The sequence below is a fragment of the Gemmata sp. SH-PL17 genome, from assembly GCF_001610855.1.
Lineage (GTDB): Bacteria > Planctomycetota > Planctomycetia > Gemmatales > Gemmataceae > Gemmata > Gemmata massiliana.
Genome location: NZ_CP011271.1, coordinates 2,897,136 through 2,917,071 on the forward strand (window position 1 = coordinate 2,897,136; position 19,936 = coordinate 2,917,071).

Here is a 19,936-nt window from a genome sequence, read left to right on the forward strand (position 1 = left end):
TTCAGTGGTGTTGATAGCCGTGAAGAGGCGAGCGACCACCATCTCGGCCTCTGAATCGTGTGCCTCCTGGGCTGGCCGAACTTCTGCTGAGTGTTCCACCCTGCCGGGATGCGCATGATTTTGGCATCAAGCTGAGTGGACTCGTTTCTGCGACACCGCGGCTCACGACTCCTGTAGATCGCGAGCATGCGTTTCGGGCAATACTGACAACTTCCAGGACGACAGGTCGCCGACATGTCAAAGGGAGAAAAGCCCGGTGATCGGGGCACCAGGCGGTGAAGTGGAAGGGATGCGGCCCACGAGTTCATCGAAGGATCTTGAAGGTGAGGCGTTTCGTGGACGATCCGGCAACTCCGTGCGTGTACTGCGGCAGGCAACAGGCCACGACGATGGATCACGTCATCCCGCGGTGCCTCTTCCTACCGCCGTTGCCCTCGGACATGGTCACGGTGCCGGTCTGCGAAGACTGTAACAACGAGAAGTCGAAGGACGACTCGTATTTTCGTGATATGCTCGCGATCGACCTGCAGACGTCGGAGCACCCGGTCGCGAAGACGCTGTTCAAAAACAAGGTCCTGAAAGCGGTTCAGAAGAACCGGTCTGAGGTTGCTCGCCCCGTGCTCACAGGTGCCGTTCGGATGTCGCCGTTGCGCACTTCCGGCGGCATCTATCTGGGCCACTACCCATCCGTGCCAATCGATGGGGAGCGGGTCAACGAGACGATTCGCACGATGGTCCGCGGCCTGTACTACAAGCTCAAGAAGCAACGGATCCCCGACAACTACGCGTTTGATATCCGCCGGGTTGACCCTTTGTACGTGCGGTCGCTGCACGAGGACATGGTGCGGATGAAGGCGAACGGCCCGTACACCCTGGCCAACGTCTTCGCCTGCCTCTTCCTCTACGCGATCGAGGACCCGTTCGTGAGCAGTTGGCTGCTTTCGTTCTTCGACGGGTTCGTGCTGATCGTCCACACGGCACCCGAAGGCGGGCTAGTCTCCTCGGAAGAAAGCGAGTGAATCGTGTCCGCGAAGCCGAAATGGTGCGTGTACTGCGGGGAGTTGACGACGCCCGCCGACCAAAGCAAGGAGCACTGCGTCCCGAAGTGTCTTTGGCCCGGGAAACTGCCGAACCGGATGATGACGGTTCCGGCGCATCGGGACTGCAACGGCGGGTACGCGAAAGACGACGAGTATTTCCGGAACATCCTCGTCGCCATGCGGGGCGCGGATCGGCACCCTGCTGCGCGCACCCTGATCGACGGCAAGGTCAACGACTGCTACACCGAGCGGCCACACCTGCTGCGAAACCAACTCCTCAATCTGTCGCGAAGAACCGTGATGTCGCCGGGCGGGCTCTACCTCGGGGACGTCCCAGCCTTCGATGTCGAGAACGACCGGCTGCACCGAGTGATGGACAAGATCTGTCGGTGCCTGTTCTACGAGCACCACAAGCGGCTGCTTGCCTCTACGCACGTCGTGAACTGGTTTCACCTCAACGACGATACCCTGGAACTGACGCAGCAGTTGGTTTCTCGGATGGAACCGATGAGGGATTTCGGCGACACCGTGTTCCGATACCAGCGGTACTTCAGCAAACTGGACCCGAACAACGCTGCCTGGTTCCTGATCTTCTACGAGGCCGTGGCATTCGTCGGAAGGACCGTGCCGAAGGAGGTGTCCGATGGCTGCGTTTAAGCTGTTTCGGTTCGAGAACGAATACCTCACTGCATGCAAGGCCATGCTGAATGAGGCGCTTGGCCTGATTGGTTGCAATATCGAGCCGAAGGTGTTTCTGGTCGGGTTCGACCCGCACCACGGGTTCACGACGATCGTGCCGGACGAACGCGATCTCGATACGACTGATTTCGAGGATCTGCTCAGTCTGCTACGCGGAGCCATCCCCCCGTTCCCCGACGATGCGGCCGATCCCGAATTGCCCGACGATAAGTGGGCCAAGGATTTCGGGGATCATCACGAATACCTTTCCAAGTGCGCGTCAGCCTTCCGGGAATTCATCGAGGGCGAGTTGCGGCCGAGCTTTCAGATGGTAAAGGTGTCTCCGTGCTGGGTGGTCAACGGCCGCATCGTTGCGGTAGTCGCCACCTACGGCAGGTTCGAGTACGAGAAGTATCCCCACCTCGACATCTCGATCCTTCGCGACCACGGCCGCTGGCCGTCGTTGCACTACACCGTCGTCGATGTCGTGCTCCACAGGTTCGCGGAGGAACTGCAAAAGAAAGACGCCGGTAGGCGGTTCAGGTGTGAATCCGACAGTGCGAGGGAGATGGCGCGGGTAGCTGGTGCGATCTTCCTTCAGACCCATGCCCTGTTCAACAAGGACTTCACCCTGCAGGAGCTTTTGTCGAGGGGGCTCGCCGACTTCTTCGAGGTATGCAACGCGATCGCGGGAATGCGGTATGAGAGCCGGGAAGGCTTCAACTCGATGGTCATTGCCAAGCCGGGCCATTTCGCGGCAGGCATCGTGATCGAACTCCAAGAACCATTCCCCGTAACGGAAATCAGGCGTGTCCGGAAGTTCTTGGAGATGTGCCAGGGCGAGCTGTCGCTGCTTACCGATTCCAAGCTCGTCTGGGGCTGGGCGAGGTACGACGAGAAACTGCATTTGACCCAGACTGCCGATGTGCTCATCGTGCGGTTTGTCGGTCAGAGCCACTGGCGACTCCTGCACCGAAACGAAGTTCTTATGGAAGTCCTCTACGGCGAACCATCCCTGCCAAAACCCCGCGCCAGCCGAGCGGAAGAGACGGCCAAGATCGAAGCTAAATTCGCGGGTTTGCCAACAGGAGCGGCACACCGGCTCTACGACCTGATCGAGTACGCCATGAATGCGGAGCACGGCGCGATGCTGATCGTCTCGGCGAACGCCTCGACAGAAGCAGCCCGTCTCACGAAATCCACAAAGGGGATCAAGCCGTTTACTCCGAACGAGACAACTATTGCCGCTGCATCGGCTATCGATGGTGGCATCTTGGTTGACCTGGAGGGGACGTGCCACGGGATCGGCATGATCCTTGACGGAGAGGCTGGAGATGGCGAGAACCCGGCCCGTGGCGCGCGGTACAACTCAGCGATCCGGTACTTGCGAAAGCACCCCGACAGCTTGATCGCCGTGGTTTCGGAAGACAAGACAGTGGACATCGTCACTTATACCCCGCCCGCGAACTAACTGGAGAGGCTCAGCTCGCAGGATAGGGGGCCAGCTGCATCAGAAGGTGGGACGCCGCCAATGTCGTCGATCGTACAGTACGGCGTGCGGAGGTCGAGAATCTGAAAGTCGCCGTCCTGCATGCCCCGACGGGAGGCGCGCAGTTCCCTACGAGTGAATACCTGCTCACGGGCTCGGGGGCTTTCGTCGCGGAGTGGCTGCGGGTGATGGAGGTGCCGGACGCGCAGATTGCCGGAACCCTCCCGCTGTCGGATCTTGTCCAGGACCTCGATTTCGTCTACAGTGGCCCGTCTTTGGATAAGGGGGAGGCAGACCGCGCGATCGGGCGGGTACAGCAGTGGGCTGCGACGACATTCCAAGGCCAAGGGCGGCAGGACTGGGCGAACCGCGTCCAATTCCACAGCATTCGGACCTGGCGAGCGGCATCCACCTGCTTCAGTGCGTTGTCCCCGCCGCAAGCACCTTCCTGAGCAGTCGCGGCCCGAGCAACCCGTGGCCTGCCGAGGAGGAGATCCGGCCCGAGCAACTATCTCTCTTCGACCCACCCGACGCCGTGTGGGAATTCAACCCCCAATTCCGCAACGGGTCATCCGGTTTCGCCCACGCTGTGATGATCTGGCTGAACCTGACACTCGTCGCCGCCCGGCTCCGCAGTCTGTTCCACCTGTCTCCCTCGCCGAGCTTCTCACAGCAGGTCATGGAGCGGTACATGCGGCAGATCGAGAAGAACCCGCATGTAGCGTTCGGTTGTATACGGCCGGGATCCGCCGATCGGCTCTCGCGCCGCCTCCAGCACGCAGAGGCACTGATCGGGCAGTTGTTGAAGTCCGGGGTCGATTGTTTCTGGCCGATCGCGCTGAGGATCAAGATCAAGGACGCCTTTGACCACCAGCGAGCCCGACAGCCCCCCACTGGCGAACCCGCCCGCTGCCGTGCAGCCCCCACATGAGTGAGTGGCTGCACGGCAGCGAGGAGGCAGGAGCCACTGGAGGGGCGTGATTGCTTTCCTCTCCGCTGTAGATACAGCCGTGATTGGCCAGCGCTGGCCTCATGTTACCTTGCGCGCTTCGGCCCGACACACCTTTTTGGCGCTTCCGAGAGTGCCGGAGCGGATGTCGAAGGACGGATATTGAGGCGCTCGCGTCGGGGCGGTAATGTGCGCTTCGTGACGAGATCCCGTTTACCCCTTTGATTGGAGGCAGAGGTGGAGGACGCCCCTCGTGATACCACCGATCGATTGGCGTATTCATCGGGATGACGGTCGGTGGCTCGGGAGCCGACCAATGCAGACGAATTTCGATGCCGCGGTGAACCAGTACCTGCGCGCCAAGACGGTGTCTCGCGGGACCCGCAACGAGTATCTCTCGACGGTACGCAAGTGGGAGCAATGGGGAAGCGGTGTTCCGATCGAGGAGTTACAGCGCAAGAACGTCCGCGAGTTCCTCGACTGGGTGTACGAGCGGGCGGTGGCGGATCATGGTACGAATCCCGGCCGGACCGTGAACAAGGCCCGCGAGCATCTGCGGGCCGTCCTCTCGTGGGCCTGGGAGCAGGAGCTCATCGACGCCCCGCCTCGCTTCCCGAAGCCGCGGCCACAGCGGGATGTCGCCGGCCGGCACTACCTGACCAAGGCCGAACTCAACGCTCTGTATTTCGCGACGCACCAGATGAAGCGCCCCCGTGGCTGGGAGGAGCCGTTCCCGGTGGGGCGGTACTGGCGGGCTGCGCTTGTCGTGTTTTTCAACTATGGCGTCGATACCGGAACGATCTGGAGGTCAGCCCCGGCCCATGAGCCGATCCTCTGGCGGCACGTAACGTGGGGCCCACAATCACCGGATCGGGAACTCAAGGAGCGGTCCAAATGGGGTTGGCTGTTCTATCGCCGCGTGAAGACAGGCAAGGCGTTTTACCGGCCGATGAATCGTGTCGTTCATGCGCATCTCAAGAGCATCCTGCCAAAGGACCTTGAACCGGAAGCCCCTGTATTTCTGGGCGGGGGAGCGCGCCCGAACGCGCGCTTCCAGGAACTGTGCACACTGGCCGGCATCAAGCCGAGGGCGAACGTCGAAACAGGAGCGGAAGAGACGTGGGAACTCAAGGACCTTCGGAAAACATGTGCGACGTACTACGACCAGCACCTGCCCGAGTCGTCGATCGAAATCTTGGGCCACTCGGTCGGCGGCATCACGTACCGTCACTATGCCCACCGTGCCCCGCTAGCGTTCAAAGCGATCATGTCGATCCCGCAACCGACCGCATTCTCCGCGCTGATCCACGGGCACGACGGCGAGTGCCCGTGCTGCCGGCGACCATTTGCCGACGCCGGATAGTTCGGGCGAGGTGACCGAAGCAGCCATCGCTTCCGGACTGATCGACCGCCAGCAAAGTCACCTCGCCACAACGCCCCTCAGAGAATACGCACAGGCGTTCGCTACGGGTGCCGCAGTCCGAAAGAGTGGAGCGCGAGCCGATGGCGGACCTCATGCCGGGCAGTTCCAAAAGAACTTTTCGCGAGAAAGCGTTTGAGTGGTGCCTCAGCTACCTGTAAAATCCGTTTGAAAAGTTCAGCCTCCTTCACGTTTATCGAGCCGATTATCAGACAATTAATGTGTCGTCGCCGTGTGTGCGAGCGGTTTCATCGGGTCAGTTCGGGATACACCGAATCGTTCCCAGCACGCGCTGTTTGCGAGGCCGGCTCTTGGCGGCCGCGCACGGACCACGACACCCGAGCCCTAATACTACAGCGCAGGACGTTATCACCTACTTGACGGCTCGCGTTCAGCGAGGCGCCGCTTGCGATGACTGAGAGCGGCGCGGCGATTGCGTTCCTGTCGCCACCGGGACCATTTCAGGATCTCGTCGATGCCCCAGGTCCGCACGTCCAATAGGTGCGTCAGTAGCGCCCGCACTTCGGGCACGGTCATCTGGGGCTCTTTTTCCCCCCAACTGGTGCTTCCGTAGCACCAGGAACGCCAAGGCGAGCATGGACAGGGCGGTGTGGTGATGCCACCCGACCCAGCCTCGGGTCTCGTACTCGTCCAACCCGCACTCGCCTTTACACGACTGGATGTCCTCTTCGATCGTCCACCGCACGCCCCGCACCTGGGCCAGTTTCTCCAGCGGCACCTCGGCCGGGGCGTTGCTCCGGTGGTACTTCAGCTCCGGCTCCTGGCTCAGCGAGCGGTACACCAACAGGCGCTCGCCCGGTCCGGGCAACTGGTCCTCGCAGAACCACACCGGCACCTCGGCGTACTCGCACACCCGTGGGCCCTGACTCCCCTCGCCCACGACCACACGGCGCCACGCGCCGGCCGGGAGGGACGCGGCGATCTCATCCACACGCCGTCGGTCCCCGACCACCAGCGGCTTGGTCGGTTGCCGCCCGCGCGCGGGTCGCGGGCGCTGGTCGGCCGGGGTGACCTGCGGGGCCGCGGTCCACACCTGGGTATCCGACGAGATGTCCAGCACGTACCACTTGCCCAGCGCCCGCACGCCCTGCACGAACGTCGGGTTGTCCCCGTACACGCAATCCCCGCCGGCCCACCGGAACGGGACACCGGCGGCCACCGCGCCCGCGATCATCTCCAGGGCCAGGGCCGGCTTGGTGCGGAACATCACGTCCTTGGGAACCCCGGCCTCCGTTCGCCGGTCCACATCGTCGGCCCAGTCCTCGGGCAGGAACAGCCGGCGATCCACGAACGTGTGCCCCTTGGTCGAGCAATAGTTGGCGAACACGGCCACCTGGCAGTTGTCGGTGCGCCCCAGGGTGCCCGAGTACTGGCGCTTGACCCCGACCGACTTGGTGCCCTTCTTGGGGAACCCGGTCTCGTCCGAGTTCCACACCGCGTCCGCATCGCCCAACGCATCCAAGATCTGGCCACGCAACGCGGCGACGACATCCGCGTCCTTCCACGCCCCGGTCGTGACGAACGCTTGGAGGGACCGGACCGGGCCGCCGTCGAGTGCCTCGGCAATGTTCTCGGTGTTGCGCCGGTCGCCCCCACGCAACAGCCCCTGAACGAACCGACGCGCGTGGGCTCGGTTCCCGTCGCGACCGAACAGCGGAGCGTACCGGTCCAGGAACCGATCCAACTCGGGCTTCAGCGCCTTCAACTGTTGCTCATCCATGAGCCCGACCCCACACACATGATGACCGAAAGGGCTCATCTTGTACCCCATCGGCTCTTCGCGTAGAAGAGCAGCCGGATCTGCGCTGTAGTACTAAGGGGTAGAGCGCATGGCACTCGGACACGGGCCGACGCTTTCAGATCTCGTCGGTCGGTTGCTGCCAGATGTGAGCCGGCCGAATGAGCGGGCCGATTGGCCTGCGTGTCCGCTCTGGCCGCCCGACGTGTTTGCGGTCGCGGGGGAGATCGTCCGCCGGTCCGGGTGTCACACCCGGACCCGCTACCTCCACAGTGCGTGCGGCTCGTTGTTCAGTGCGGCGTACCCCGACCAGATCACCGAGGCCGCCCGCAAGTGGTGGGAGGAGCCGGGAAAACCGCCGCCGGGCGTGGCGCGGCTGTGGGCGGTGCTGCATGACGGTGGCGCGGCCACCATCGACGAGCTGCCGGAAGCGGTATCCGACGCGGCGATGGAGTTGCTGTTGGTGGCGGATGAGGCGTGCGCGGGAATCGGGTACGCGCCTTTGAAGCCGGATACGGCGCCCGCGGGAATCGGGAACGCGCCTTCGGAGTCGGACGGCAAAGCACGGCCGTCCCCGTTCGCCGATGCGTTCTTCATTGGGCACCGCGAGTTGTTGCGCCACGGTCAGGCACCGCCGTTCTTGCCCCACCTGCCGCATAGTATCTGCCGGGCGGTGCCGCCCCACGAGGTCTGTGTCCAACCGAAAGCCGCCAAGGTGGAACCCGGGGTCACCGTCCGGAACCTGACGTTCCACCTGTCGCTGTTGCCCGGGCGCGGCGACGTGACGGTCCGGTGGCTGCTCGGCCCAAAGTCCGACACCCGCGCGGAGGGCGAGTTCAACCTCCTCCTAGTTCCGTTCCCGTACCGGGTTGAAGCGGACGACTTCCGGAACGCCGGCCCGTATTTCGCCAACCCGGTCGGCGACGGGGGCCGATTCCGCTTCTTCGCCGTCGAACAAACGTGGCTCCACCGCCGCGGCCAGGCGCTCACCGCGGCAGACGTCGCCGGGTTCTTGCGCGGGTTGATCGCCGAGGCCGGAAAGACTCCGGTCCACGGCATTGTGCTCCCGGAACTGGCGCTGGAGGCCCCGTTCGCCCACCAGGTCGCCCTGGAACTGAGCCGGACGACCGGGATCGAGTTATTTATCGCCGGCGCGGCGGGACACGGGGTCGGGTCCGAACTGCCGCAGAACCTCGTGTACGGGGCCTTGATCGACGGCGCCCACCGGCTGACCCCCTGGACGCAGACGAAGCACCACCGGTGGTGGCTGGAGCGGAGCCAGATTCGCAAGTACGGCCTCGGCGGGCAACTCGACCCGGAGTGCCGCTGGGCGGAGTGGATCGACGTCTCGAACCGGCGCTACTGCTTCTACGCCATCCGGTCGCGGACCACGGTGTGCTGTCTGGTTTGCGAGGATCTTGCGCGCGAGGACGCGGTGAAGGACATGATCCGGGCCGTCGGCCCGAACCTGATCGTGGCCCTTCTGCTCGACGAACACCAGCGCCGGTTCCGCTGGTCGGCCAAGGCGGCCGCCGCGTTGGCCGACGACCCGGGGGCGGCCGTCCTCGTGTTCACCTCGGCCGCGTTGATCGGGCGGGTCGGGTCCGGGCGGCACCCGGCAGCGGCCCCGATCTGCACGGCGACGGCCTGTCCGCTGCCGCCCGCGGCCCCTGCGGCGGACTGGACGATCGCCCTCTGGAAGGACGGGCGGGAAGAGGTGGAACTGACCGTGCCGCCGGGAGCCCACGGGTATCTGCTGGGGCTCACCATGCAAGCCGCCGAGCAGCGGTTCACCATCGACGGGCGGTCCGACGGTGGGCGGACGGTGAGCTTCGTCCGGGCTCCGGAGCGGAGCCGAGCGGTCGCTCACCCCACCCCCCCGGCGTGGCTCTGAGTCAGATCGCGACCCGAGTGCCGTGTCTCGGTCACCAGCAACGCGGTAGACGGGAGACGTTATGGCGGATGAGAACAACGTCGCCGGGCTCGTCGCTCCCGACGGTTACCCGGCGGATCGTGGGCACCTGCTCGCCGCGTTCGACGAACAGGCCAAAGGGCCTCTGGCGCGCCCGGACACCATGCGCCTGATCGATGCAATGGGCGGGATGCTGACGTCCGCGGCGCGGGAAGGCAACTGGGACGAACTGGCCGGCTATTTGCGCCGCGATTTGCCCGTCATTTTCCGCCGCCTCGGACTGGAACTCGACCTGGACACCGCGATCCTGGACCTGATCAAGCGCTGCCAGACCGACCTCGGGGATCGGCGCGTCACCGACATGCTTCCCGGCTGGCTGGACGAGTACGCGAGCCAGCACGGGGCGAGGCCGGCGGCGCGGCTGGCCCCGGAGGAGATCCGGACGCTCATCGCCGCCACCACCGCCGAGGACCTCATCAAGCAGTGGCTGAAGGAGGAGAGCGCCCCGTGGGGCCGACAGGTACTCGACTGGTTGTTGCGTCAGGACCCGGACGTTCTCGCCGGTGACTTGCGGGCCGTGACCGTCCCGCCGACCGAGATCGGGGCCGTGCGGGAGGACCGTGTTCGCAAGTACCTGACCCGCTTGGCGGACGAACTGGACCGCCGGACCCAGTCCCGGCTCTGCGCGTACCGTCCCTCCGACTGTTGACAGAACGGTCCTGTTTTCCGCGAGGAGACGCCCGTGACGCCGCAGCCCATCGGTCCCGCCTGGATCCCCCCGGCCGACGAGTTGCCCGCGCACCCGCACTACCGGCTGAAACGGAGCGGGTTGCTCGGGGCCGGCGGGTTCGGGGCCGTCTACGCGGCCGAGGACTGTCGGTTCGATCCCAAGAACTGCCCGCCCGATTTTCACCCGACGGTGGCGGTCAAGTTCCTGTTCGGCTCGGCACTGAAGAACGCCCCGCACGAGGCCGGTCGGAACCGGCAGGTTCGGCACCAACACCTGGTGCCCATGCTCGACTTCCTGGACCTCCGCGGGCAGGCGGGGTGGCCCCCCTTCGCCATCGTGATGGAACTGTGTGACTGCTCGCTCGCGGGGCTCTTCGATCTGGTTCGCGAGGAGGCGACCCCGCTGCCCCAGTCAACGGCGGTGCGCTACGCCGGTCACCTGGCGCTGGCGCTCAACGCCCTTCACAGGTCACACGGTCTGGTTCATCGGGACATCAAACCCGCGAACCTGTTCCTCCGACTCCCGCCGGGGACAAGGAACCCGGAGAGCGCCCTGTCCTACCACCGCGCGGATCTGCTGCTCGCCGACCTCGGGGTGGCGGACCGGGCCGGGCACAAGGCCACCTTCAAACTGGACCGAGACGACTGGAAGCCGCCGGAGTTGCCGCCGAGTACTGACGACCAGTACCCGGACCCGGCGGAGGACATCTACGCGTTCGGAAAAGTGCTCCTCGCCCTCGCGGGTGCGGTGGACGGGAGCAACGAATTCCCGAACCGCCTCGGCGCCGTCGCCCGCACCTGCCTCGTGCGTGACCCGGCCTCGCGCCCGACCGCGGGCGAGTTGTTGGACCTGTTGCGCGCCGTGGACGTATCGCCGGCCCGACTAATCGAACTGGCGAAGGGGCTTTCCGAGTACGACGTCGAACGCGGGTCCGCTGCCGGCCATGCAGCGGCGGGCGAGCGCGAGTTGGTACGGGCGTATGCGGCAGTTTCCAAGGGTCGGGTGGAACTGTGCGGGACCATCTGGACTGAAGCGAACGTGGTCTGGCGCCGCGCCGACCCCGAGCGGACCACCAAGATCCCGCCCGGGGAAGTGTTCGCCCGCGGCACCACGGACAACATGAATTGGCAGAGCGCCTTCATGACCGCCGGCGAACACAGCGGTCAATTCCTGGCGGCCCTGCTGTTAGTTCAGGATGACAGCGAGTTCTCGCCGGAGGCGAGGTCGGCCCGAGCGCGGGTGCTCGCCCTGCTCCGTCCGCCCGAGCCGGGCACCGGCCCCGCGGACGGGTTCCGTTGATCCCTTCCGTTCCTTCTTCAGCAGAGGTGCGTATGTCGCCCCGTCTCAAGTTCCCCATCGCGGCCGTTCTCGGACTGGCAGGTGTGCTCCTCTTCGGCGTGCCGAGCGCGCGCGCCGACACCGGGCTCGAGCCGAAAGACGTGAAGGCTGCCAAGGCGATGGTCGACCTGGTGGCTGCCCTGGACGCCGACGGCGTCAACGTGGCCAAGTTCCTCGAAGACCAGGGCGGATTCCCGCCCAGCAAGGCGGGCATCGAGCCGCATGTGTGGCACAGCCTGCCCGATGTGGTCAAAGTTCAAGTGATGTACCGCTACGCCGCGGCCAACTCCCCGCAGGGGGCCGAATGGATGCTGTTCACCCTGATCAAGGCGACCCAGGACGGGGGGCACCTACCCCCGGGCGAGTTGCCCGCGGGGCTGAAGTCGTACAAGGATCCGCCCCCCCAGCCGGAAGGGGTCGACATCAACCGGCCCGAGATGCTCTACAAGCTCCCGGAGCAGTTGAGCGAGCGGATCGACGTGACCGCAGAGACCCGGGCGGATGTGCACAAGCTCGCCGCCCGGAGCCGGCTCTGGGCCAGCGGCGGCCCGCTGAACGGGCTGCGGTCCGACTTCAAGATGGAACTCTCCGATGCCGTCAAGCTGCTGCTCGAGGCGCGGACGCCGGAGCGCGCGTACGAGCACGCACTCCCCAAAGCAGCAGGGGAACAGGGGCCCGCGATCGCCGCCGCGAAGGCTCGTCTGGATAAGGCCTGGGGTGTGGAGCGGGGTGCCCGCGGCACGGCCGCCCCGCGCCCGGTGATTACGCCGTTGGACGAGGCGAAGGTGATCAAGGAGTGGGAAGACCGGAGCAAGGAGCAACTGCCGAAACCCGAGGATCGCACGTTCGACAAGATCAAGGAGAAGGCGGGCTTCCCGGGCGGCATCCTGTTCGGGGACCGAGTGACCCCACACCGCGACCTCGGCAAACCGAAGGTAGTGGCGTACGTGGCCGGCAAGGACGGCGCGGCGGGGTCGATCACCGTGACCCTCACGAACGAGACCGTGCTCACGCTCCCGGGTGTCAGCGCCGAGGACGCGGCCGTCGCCGCGGCGCTGGCCTTCAACTCGAAGACCGGCGACGGGATCCCGATCATCGACATCGATGGCGGCACGCCGTACTACCAGTTCGGCGAACGGCGACTCGTCGTCGGCACCCGGTGCCCCGTGCTCCTGAACCCGGAGCTGCTGAACACCAATCTCGGCTGGGCGGCCATCTACATCGACTGCCTGCCGGAGTCGCGCGCCTGGTTGCTCGCCCAGGTGAAGAACGACCCGCTCCTGAATGAGGTGAAGAACGAGGACGAGCGCAGGGAGTTGGAGCGGTACCGCCGTCAGGTGCTCGACTGGGTGTTCGACCCGTGGCGGAACATCCGCCGAGAGCGCGTGGTGAAGCCCGACCAACTCATCCTCTACCGGATCGTCGATGTCCCCATGAAGGTCGCGGCGTCCGGCGAGTCGCTGGTCGTTACCCGCGACAACGGGGACGCGGAACTGACCGAGTCGCTGCTCGAGATGCAGGTTCTCATCCAGACCGTTGACAAGGACCGCAAACCGGTCGGTGAGTCGGAGTCGTTGACCGAGTACACGAAGGAGTCGGCCCGGTTGATGCCCGCGCTCGTCACGTTCTCGCCCGAGTTCCGGCGGCTGAGTGAGTTCGCGCGCCTCCTCGCGGTGTTCCGATGGTTGCGGGACAACGACGTGAAGACACTCGGCGACGCGCCGGCCAAACCCAAGGGTGGCCCCCCGACCCCGGGCTTCGTTGCAACGACACCGACCGAGATCACCCCGCTCGACCCGTTCAAGCCGGACGAGGTCGCGAAGGCGGACATCCAGAAGGCCACTAATCGCCGTGCGAAATTGCTTGAGGTCACGTCTGTCAAGGCGTTCGACGCCCAGGCGACCAAGTTTCTCGACGCCCTCGCCGCTGTGAGCAAGACCAAGGAAGGCAGCGACGATCGGAAGGCTGCCCTTGAGAAACTCGCCGAACTCGAGAAGGAATTTGATCAGTTATCGACCGCGGCTCCCGTCGTCTATCTCCGCGCCTTGGTGTACCTCGAGTTCGACTACAAAGCGAAAGCCATCTCGGAGAAACGGTTCCCCAAGGGGAAAGAACCGGATATCGACGGGGCGATCGAAGACGTCCACGACCTGCGCGATGAGTTGGGCCGATCGATGCCCTCGGTCGCCGAGCGGTACTGGCTGTTGATCATCAGCCAGGCTGAGTTGAGGAGGATCGAAAGGATGAAACAGGCGAAGTCGAAGGAGGACAAGAAGCCGAGGCCGTGACCGGTAGCCGGTTCGCGCGGCTGTCCCCAGTCGACCGAACCCGGTCCGGTTCTGCAGCCCAGGACTTGGGACCAGGAACCGTGCGCTCGCGAGTCGATCGCACGGCGTGGACTCCCTACCACACCGCCCGAAACTGCATGGAGGATACGCGCTTCGCGCGTGCCCGGAGACCGAATGGTGCGAGGCACTCCAGCGGACCGGCGCGGAGAACGCGTTCGGGCCGTTCCTGCCGAAGGTATCCGACCGGACGTTGTTCTCTCACCGACAGTCCGGATGGGATCGTGTGCGCGTGTCTCGGGGAGGACGTTGATCGTCCGCCGTTCGACCGCGCTGTTTACCACCTACCGGCCTACCTGACCAGAGTCACCACCGCCCAACACCACAAACTGAGTCAGCGTCAGCCGCGAGGCTCCTCCGTGAGCCACGGCTGCGGCGCGCTCGTGATCGGGCCGCAGCGATCTGCTTGATCGCTTTCCGAGGGCCAAATGATCTTGTCCTGCTGAATAGGTTTTTAGGTAAACAGTGTAACGAGATAGGGATGATAAGATGTGCGGCTCCCGAAGCTCGTCGTCCGACCCGCCACAAGGTGTGAAGTCCCTCAGATCCGTGCGCACTGCGGTCCGACACACCGGATCGAGCATCTCATCCGACGAGGTTCCCCCGAGCCCCCCACCAGCAAACTTTCCCTGCGTCACTCGGGTTTGGTTGACGCCGAGAGAGTGAGCCACGGTCGTCGGGCGATCGGCACCTCGATCGCACTTCTCTGAACACTTCGGTCGCGTTTGGTGTAATTAACAGGTAGAGACGTTTCGTCTGTTCTCCCGCCAGCCCGCCGGTCGCGACGCGAAGGGCGCTGGGGCCAACCACCCGGTGCCCCGATGCCGTCCACCCGCAACCCCGCCACGCTCACCCCCGAGGAACGCACTCGCGAGCTCGCGCGCCTGCTCGCGACCGGGCTCGTGCGCCTCGGCTCGGACCTCCTCGCGCCACCCATCACACTACCTCCGACCTCAGAAAAACTTTCGGAATCGGCCCCGAATGGACTTGCTGCGGGCCCCAGGAAGAGCGTCACTGGGACCGGTGGTTAACACCACTGGAACCAGAGATTCGCAGGTTTTTCGAGGAGGATACGGGTGGAGATCAACGTCACCAGGGAACTCGCCGCGCTCGCTCGCCTCACGATCGCTGAGTTGCGCGCCCGGTACGCCGAGGTGTTCGGGGAGCCGACCACGACCGGGAACCGCACGTGGCTCGTGCGCCGCATTGCGTGGCGCATCCAGGTGCTCGCCGAGGGCGATCTTTCGGAACGAGCGCGGGCACGAGCGGCGGAACTGGCCCGGGACGCGGACGTCCGATTGATCCCGCCCAAAGGAAGTACCGCACCCGCCGGCCCCGTGCACACGGGCACGGTACCCAGGGAAGCGAGCGACGCGCGCCTGCCCCCGCCCGGAAGTGTCATCACCCGCATTTACAAGGGCACCACGATCCACGTGAAAGTACTCGCGGCCGGGTTCGAGTACGACGGGCACACGTTCCCCTCGCTCAGCGCCGTGGCCAAGGCCGTCACCGGCACCCACTGCAACGGGTTCCACTTCTTCAAGCTCAACAAGGCAGGTGCCGCATGACCTCGCACACGAACCGGCTCAACCGACCCCAGCCCAAGCCGAAACCTGCGGACCGGGAACCGACCCGATCGGTGCGGTGTGCCGTTTACACCCGCAAGTCGACCGAGGAGGGGCTCGAACAGGAGTTCAACTCGCTCGACGCCCAGCGCGAGGCCGGGGAAGCGTTCGTCCGCTCTCAAGCCGGTGAGGGCTGGGTCGTGCTCGGCACCCGGTACGACGACGGCGGGTTCACGGGCGCGAACACGGACCGACCCGGGCTCCACGCGCTCCTCGCCGACATCGCGGACGGGAAGGTGGACTGTGTCGTCGTGTACAAGGTGGACCGCCTGTCCCGCTCGCTCCTCGATTTCGCCCAACTCATGCGCACGTTCGAGGACAAAAAGGTCGCGTTCGTGAGCGTCACACAACAATTTAGCACCGCCACCTCGATGGGCCGGCTCGTGCTCAACGTGCTGTTATCGTTCGCGCAGTTCGAGCGCGAGATCATCTCCGAGCGGACCCGCGACAAGATCGCGGCCACCCGGCGCAAGGGCAAGTGGGCCGGGGGGCACCCGGTCCTCGGGTACGACATCGACCCGGCCGGGTACAAGCTCACCGTGAACGCACCCGAGGCCGAGCGCGTGCGCCAGATCTTCGCCCTGTACCTCGAGCACGGGGCGCTGTTGCCCGTGGTTGAGGAACTCGAGCGGCGCCGGTGGGCCACCAAGCGCTGGGCCACGCGCAAGGGCCCGGAACGCGGGGGCAAACCGTTCGACCGCACGAACGTGTACAACCTGCTCACGAACCCGCTCTACACCGGGCAGGTGCGGTACAAGGACGAGGTCCACGAGGGCGAGCACCCCGCGATCGTCGAGCCGGCCGTGTTCGCCGCGGTGCAGCACGCCCTGACGCGCAACGGGCGCACCGGCGGGGCGCTGGTGCGGAACCGGTTCGGTGCTTTATTGAAGGGGCTGTTGCGGTGCGGGCCGTGCGGGGCCGCGATGACCCCGAGCCACAGTACCAAGGGAACCACCCGGTACCGGTATTACGTGTGCACCCACGCCCAGAAGCGCGGGTATGGTACCTGCCCGTCCAAGAGCATTCCGGCCGAGCCCATCGAATCCTTCGTGGTCGAGCGCGTCCGAGCCGTCGGGCGCGATCCCGAGCTGCTCCGCCAGGTGCTCGAACAGGCCCAGGAGAAGGGCGCGGCCCGCATCGCCGAACTCGAGGCCGAGAACCGGGATCTCGAGAAGGATCTGCGCGCGTGGCACCGGGAGGTGACCCAGCTCGCGGGGCAACTGCACCCGGGTGACGTGAACGGCCCGCTCGTGACGCGCCTCGCGGACCTGCACGCGCGCATCGGGGCCGCCGAGCACCGCGCCGCCAAGGTGCGCGAGTGCCTCACGGCCGTGACCGATCAGTTGATTTCGGAAGAGGATGCGGCGCGGGCTCTGGCCGCGTTCGACCCGGTCTGGGCCATCCTCACCCCGCTCGAGCGGGCACGGGTCATCGCGCTGTTGGTGGCCCGGGTCGAGTACGACGGACGTACCGGGGCCGTCACCGTATCGTTCCACCCGACCGGGCTCACGGCCCTCGCCGACGAGCTCGCTCGGCACCACGAGCACCGGAGCATCGCATGAATACGAGCACCACGAACCCGGCACCGGCGCTGACGGTCGCAGGCACGATCCACTTCGCCCGGCGCGGACGTACCAAGGAACTGCGTGCGGGTCCGGCACCGGCCCTCCACGAGCCCGGGCGCGTGCCCCGGGTCGCGCGCCTCCTGGCGCTGGCCCTGCGGTTCGAGGACCTGATCCGGGCCGGTGAGGTGACCGACCACGCGGAACTCGCGCGCCTGGGGCACGTGACCCGGGCCCGGGTGAGTCAGATCATGTCCCTACTCCACCTGGCGCCCGACATTCAGGAACACATCTTGTTCCTCCCCAAGGTGATGCGCGGGCGCGACCCGCTGATCCTGAGCGACCTGCGCCCGATCGCGGCCGTGCCCGACTGGCGCCGCCAGCGCAGGATGTGGCGCGCCCGGCTCGAACGGGCCGCGGCGGTAAAAGCCCAATAATCCCCCGAACCGCCGCTACCGACATTGTCCCGTCAATCTGCACGGCAATTATACACGGGTATATAAATGATCGCGTGACCCCAAGAGCCAACGGCGATGGGTAGCATCCGACTCGGGCGCCTCCCCGACTCCAAACCCTGGCAGGCGGTGATCGGGCGCATCGCCGACGGGGCCGATGTCGCCGTCATCGCCGGTGCGACCTCGGCCGCCGCGGTCCGCGGGCTCCGGCTCTCGAAGAGCGACCCCGGGGTCACCCGCGTCCTGTACCTCCTCGCACACACGGCCCTGGCCGCGCGCCGGACCGATTTCACCACCGCACTCGCCGAGCACCAGATCCAGGTGCCCGAACCGCCCGGCCTGTTCGCCCTGACCGCCGGGTACGCGGGGGCGGTGCGGCGCTGGCACCTCGACTCCCGGACCCCACAGACCGACCTCGGGCAGATGGCCGCGCTCGCCGCGACCGAGGCCCTCACCCACTGCCTCGGGGCCCGCTCCGGGACCCTGTTCCCGACCGGACAGGAAGTGCACCGGGCCGCGCGCGAGCTGTCCACGCGGAACGGGTTCGCGCTCCTGGCCCACGAGTTCTATGCCCGGTTCACGCGCCGGTTCCTCTTGTACCACCTGGCCCGCGAGCTGTCCCAGCACGTCGGGGGCAACGGGCGGTTCGCCACGCCCGGCGAGCACAACGCGTTCCTCACGGACCTCGACACCCACTGCCGCGAGGCCGCCGTCATCGTGCGCGAGTACGCCGGCGGGTGGTACTCCAAATCCCAGTTCGAGGGCGGGATCACCTCGGAGCAAGCGGGCCGGTTCTGCGCCTACGCGCTCACCAAGTTGCGCCGCGAGCTCGAGGTCCGGGGGGCCGCCAATGGCTGACCCCCAACTGGTCCTCTGTGGCGGCGTCCGAGCGGCCCACGCGCCACGCCCCTGGCGCGCCGCGGCCCGGACACACGCACTCGCGATCGGACCCGGGCCCCGGGACGTGCACCTCGAGATCAACCAGTTGTCCCGCGCGATGGGCCGCGGGCTGAGTGACCTCGACGCGGACCTGTTGGAGGTCGCCGCGTACGTGTACACGATCGACCAGGTGGTTTCCCGGGGCGGGACCGTGGCGATCGATTACGGGGCCCGGTGGCGCCGGCACCTGCGGTGCGTCGTGCCGGTCCGGTGCCCCGAACTGTGGAACCAGCCCCGGGCCCTCGGGGCCCTGCGCCGGGTGCTCCTGTTCATGACCGACGACGCCGAGTGGGAGTTCGCGTTCGTCCGGGCCCCCGCGCCCGCCCCGCGCGCGCGGTACCTGCTCGACCTCGTGGACCCGCCCGACGGGACCGAGTTCGAAGAAGTGGTCCTGTTCTCGGGCGGGCTCGACTCGTTGTGCGGGGCCGTCGAGGAGGTCCTCATCGGCCAGCGCCCGGTCGTGCTCGTGAGCCACCGCCCGGTGAGCCGCACCCAGGCGCGCCAGGGGGCCGTGCTCGACGCGCTCCGGGCGCGCCTCCCGCGGCGCGAGCTGGGCCCGCTCCACGTCGGTGCGTCGATCAACAAGGGCGAGCAACTGAACAACGAGTTCACCCAGCGCGCCCGCTCGTTCCTGTTCGCCGCGGTGGCCGCGGTCGTCGCGCGCCTGGTGGGCCGGCGCCGGATCCGGTTCTACGAGAACGGGGTGACCAGCCTGAACCTGCCCGGGAGCCGCGAGCTCGTCGGGGCCCGCGCGTCCCGGACGACCCATCCCCAGGTGCTCCACGGGCTCGGGGAACTGTTCGCCCTGTTGTTCGGGGGTCCGTTCGAGGTCCAGAACCCGTTCCAGTGGACCACCAAGGCCGGGATGCTCCGGCGCCTCAAGGCCCAGGGGCACGCGGACCTGTGCGCGCTGACGTACAGCTGCGGGCACGTGTGGGGGCGCCCCGAGCGCACCCCGCACTGCGGGCGCTGCTCCCAGTGCGTGGACCGGCGTCTGACCGCGCTCGGGGCCGGGCTCGGGGACGCCGAGGACCCGCCCCACCGGTACGAGAGCGACGTACTCACCGGCGAGCGCACGGGCCCGGAGCTGACCCTGAGCGAGCGGTACGTCGGGTCCGCGCTGGACATGGAGGGGATCGGGGACCCGGTGACGTTCGGGCTCCGGTACGCGGAGCTCAACGACGCGCTCCCGTTCACCGGGCTCCCGGCGGGGGACGCGGCCCGGGCCGCCTTCGCGCTGTACCGGGACCACGCGGCCGAGGTGCGCGGGGCCCTGCGCGAGATCCTCGGGACCCGGGCCGTGGAGATCCTGCGCCAGGAGTACCCGGCCCAATCGCTCCTGGGCGTGATCGTCGGGCGCCGGGACCGGGGGCCGGCCCCGGCGCGCCCCGCCCCGGGCCCCGGGTGGGTCGTCGACCGGAGCCAGTTCTCCGTGTTCTTGAGCGGGCGCGGGTGCTTCCTGGGGAACACGAACGAGTTCCGGGTCGTGGCGCGCCTCTCCGAGTCCCCCGGCCGGTACGTGTCGGTCGAGGACCTCCAAGACGACGTGTGGCGCGGGGCGCACGTGTCGCGGAACGCGGTCCAGCAGACGATGACCAACATCCGGCGCTTGTTCCGGGACTCCGAGCTCACCGAGATCCGCCTCGACGGGTCCCAGGCGGGGCACTACCGGCTCGTCCTGGGTGCCGAATAAAG

Annotated in this window: 15 protein-coding genes; 14 read left to right on the forward strand and 1 reads right to left on the reverse strand. The window is 66.5% G+C overall.

Annotated elements, in window-relative coordinates:
* The first annotated feature begins 335 nt into the window (after positions 1-335).
* The 5 genes from VT84_RS12015 to VT84_RS12040 all read left to right on the forward strand — a co-directional run bounded on the left by VT84_RS12015 (position 336) and on the right by VT84_RS12040 (position 5,519).
* Positions 336-1,019, forward strand: a complete 684-nt coding sequence (locus VT84_RS12015; protein ID WP_157469455.1) for a hypothetical protein — start codon at positions 336-338, stop codon at positions 1,017-1,019.
* A 3-nt stretch (positions 1,020-1,022) separates the two neighbouring features.
* The gene (locus tag VT84_RS12020; RefSeq protein ID WP_082839687.1) at positions 1,023-1,697 is read left to right on the forward strand and encodes a hypothetical protein; all 675 of its coding nucleotides are present in this window, start codon (positions 1,023-1,025) and stop codon (positions 1,695-1,697) included.
* Complete coding sequence (locus tag VT84_RS12025) at positions 1,684-3,189, forward strand: diadenylate cyclase (RefSeq protein ID WP_082839688.1); 1,506 nt, start codon at positions 1,684-1,686, stop codon at positions 3,187-3,189. The genes VT84_RS12020 and VT84_RS12025 overlap by 14 nt, the downstream gene beginning before the upstream one ends.
* Positions 3,190-3,526: 337 nt before the next feature.
* Positions 3,527-4,138 (forward strand): hypothetical protein, encoded by a 612-nt coding sequence (locus VT84_RS38455; RefSeq protein ID WP_157469456.1) that lies wholly within the window; start codon positions 3,527-3,529, stop codon positions 4,136-4,138.
* Positions 4,139-4,472: 334 nt separating this feature from the next.
* A complete protein-coding gene (locus tag VT84_RS12040) occupies positions 4,473-5,519 on the forward strand; it encodes a tyrosine-type recombinase/integrase (protein ID WP_082839691.1) in 1,047 nt (348 codons plus the stop codon).
* Between the two features lie 448 nt (positions 5,520-5,967).
* Here VT84_RS12040 and VT84_RS12045 read toward each other — a convergent pair whose 3' ends face one another.
* Entirely contained in the window at positions 5,968-7,317 is a 1,350-nt protein-coding gene (locus VT84_RS12045) for an IS701 family transposase (protein WP_162271646.1), read from the reverse strand.
* Between the two features lie 109 nt (positions 7,318-7,426).
* On the opposite strand from VT84_RS12045, the gene VT84_RS12050 reads away from it, so the two are divergent.
* From VT84_RS12050 to VT84_RS41950, 9 genes are all read left to right on the forward strand, one after another.
* Complete coding sequence (locus VT84_RS12050) at positions 7,427-9,229, forward strand: hypothetical protein (protein WP_082839692.1); 1,803 nt, start codon at positions 7,427-7,429, stop codon at positions 9,227-9,229.
* 61 nt (positions 9,230-9,290) lie between these two features.
* Positions 9,291-9,956 (forward strand): hypothetical protein, encoded by a 666-nt coding sequence (locus VT84_RS12055; protein ID WP_082839693.1) that lies wholly within the window; start codon positions 9,291-9,293, stop codon positions 9,954-9,956.
* Positions 9,957-9,989: 33 nt separating this feature from the next.
* Positions 9,990-11,276, forward strand: coding sequence for a protein kinase family protein (locus tag VT84_RS12060; protein ID WP_082839694.1), 1,287 nt, complete (start codon positions 9,990-9,992; stop codon positions 11,274-11,276).
* Positions 11,277-11,308: 32 nt separating this feature from the next.
* Complete coding sequence (locus tag VT84_RS12065) at positions 11,309-13,603, forward strand: hypothetical protein (RefSeq protein ID WP_082839695.1); 2,295 nt, start codon at positions 11,309-11,311, stop codon at positions 13,601-13,603.
* A gap of 1,133 nt (positions 13,604-14,736) precedes the next feature.
* The gene (locus VT84_RS12075) at positions 14,737-15,228 is read left to right on the forward strand and encodes a DUF2924 domain-containing protein (RefSeq protein WP_082839697.1); all 492 of its coding nucleotides are present in this window, start codon (positions 14,737-14,739) and stop codon (positions 15,226-15,228) included.
* Positions 15,225-16,847 (forward strand): recombinase family protein, encoded by a 1,623-nt coding sequence (locus VT84_RS12080; RefSeq protein WP_082839698.1) that lies wholly within the window; start codon positions 15,225-15,227, stop codon positions 16,845-16,847. Before VT84_RS12075 ends, VT84_RS12080 begins: the two co-directional genes overlap by 4 nt.
* Positions 16,844-17,284: a hypothetical protein gene (locus tag VT84_RS12085; RefSeq protein ID WP_082839699.1), complete on the forward strand. Its 441-nt coding sequence runs from the start codon at positions 16,844-16,846 to the stop codon at positions 17,282-17,284. Before VT84_RS12080 ends, VT84_RS12085 begins: the two co-directional genes overlap by 4 nt.
* Before the next feature lie 96 nt (positions 17,285-17,380).
* A complete protein-coding gene (locus tag VT84_RS12090) occupies positions 17,381-18,160 on the forward strand; it encodes a hypothetical protein (protein WP_082839700.1) in 780 nt (259 codons plus the stop codon).
* On the forward strand, positions 18,153-19,934 hold the full coding sequence (locus VT84_RS41950) for a winged helix-turn-helix domain-containing protein (RefSeq protein WP_082839701.1): 1,782 nt from the start codon (positions 18,153-18,155) through the stop codon (positions 19,932-19,934). Before VT84_RS12090 ends, VT84_RS41950 begins: the two co-directional genes overlap by 8 nt.
* The last annotated feature ends 2 nt before the right edge of the window (positions 19,935-19,936 follow it).

Coding starts and splice junctions, on each gene's coding strand:
- VT84_RS12025 (WP_082839688.1), top strand. CDS start 1,684: ATGGCTGCGTTTAAGCTGTTTCGGTTCGAGAACGAATACCTCACTGCA.
- VT84_RS12040 (WP_082839691.1), top strand. CDS start 4,473: ATGCAGACGAATTTCGATGCCGCGGTGAACCAGTACCTGCGCGCCAAG.
- VT84_RS12045 (WP_162271646.1), bottom strand. CDS start 7,317: ATGGATGAGCAACAGTTGAAGGCGCTGAAGCCCGAGTTGGATCGGTTC.
- VT84_RS12050 (WP_082839692.1), top strand. CDS start 7,427: ATGGCACTCGGACACGGGCCGACGCTTTCAGATCTCGTCGGTCGGTTG.
- VT84_RS12055 (WP_082839693.1), top strand. CDS start 9,291: ATGGCGGATGAGAACAACGTCGCCGGGCTCGTCGCTCCCGACGGTTAC.
- VT84_RS12065 (WP_082839695.1), top strand. CDS start 11,309: ATGTCGCCCCGTCTCAAGTTCCCCATCGCGGCCGTTCTCGGACTGGCA.
- VT84_RS12080 (WP_082839698.1), top strand. CDS start 15,225: ATGACCTCGCACACGAACCGGCTCAACCGACCCCAGCCCAAGCCGAAA.
- VT84_RS12085 (WP_082839699.1), top strand. CDS start 16,844: ATGAATACGAGCACCACGAACCCGGCACCGGCGCTGACGGTCGCAGGC.
- VT84_RS12090 (WP_082839700.1), top strand. CDS start 17,381: ATGGGTAGCATCCGACTCGGGCGCCTCCCCGACTCCAAACCCTGGCAG.
- VT84_RS41950 (WP_082839701.1), top strand. CDS start 18,153: ATGGCTGACCCCCAACTGGTCCTCTGTGGCGGCGTCCGAGCGGCCCAC.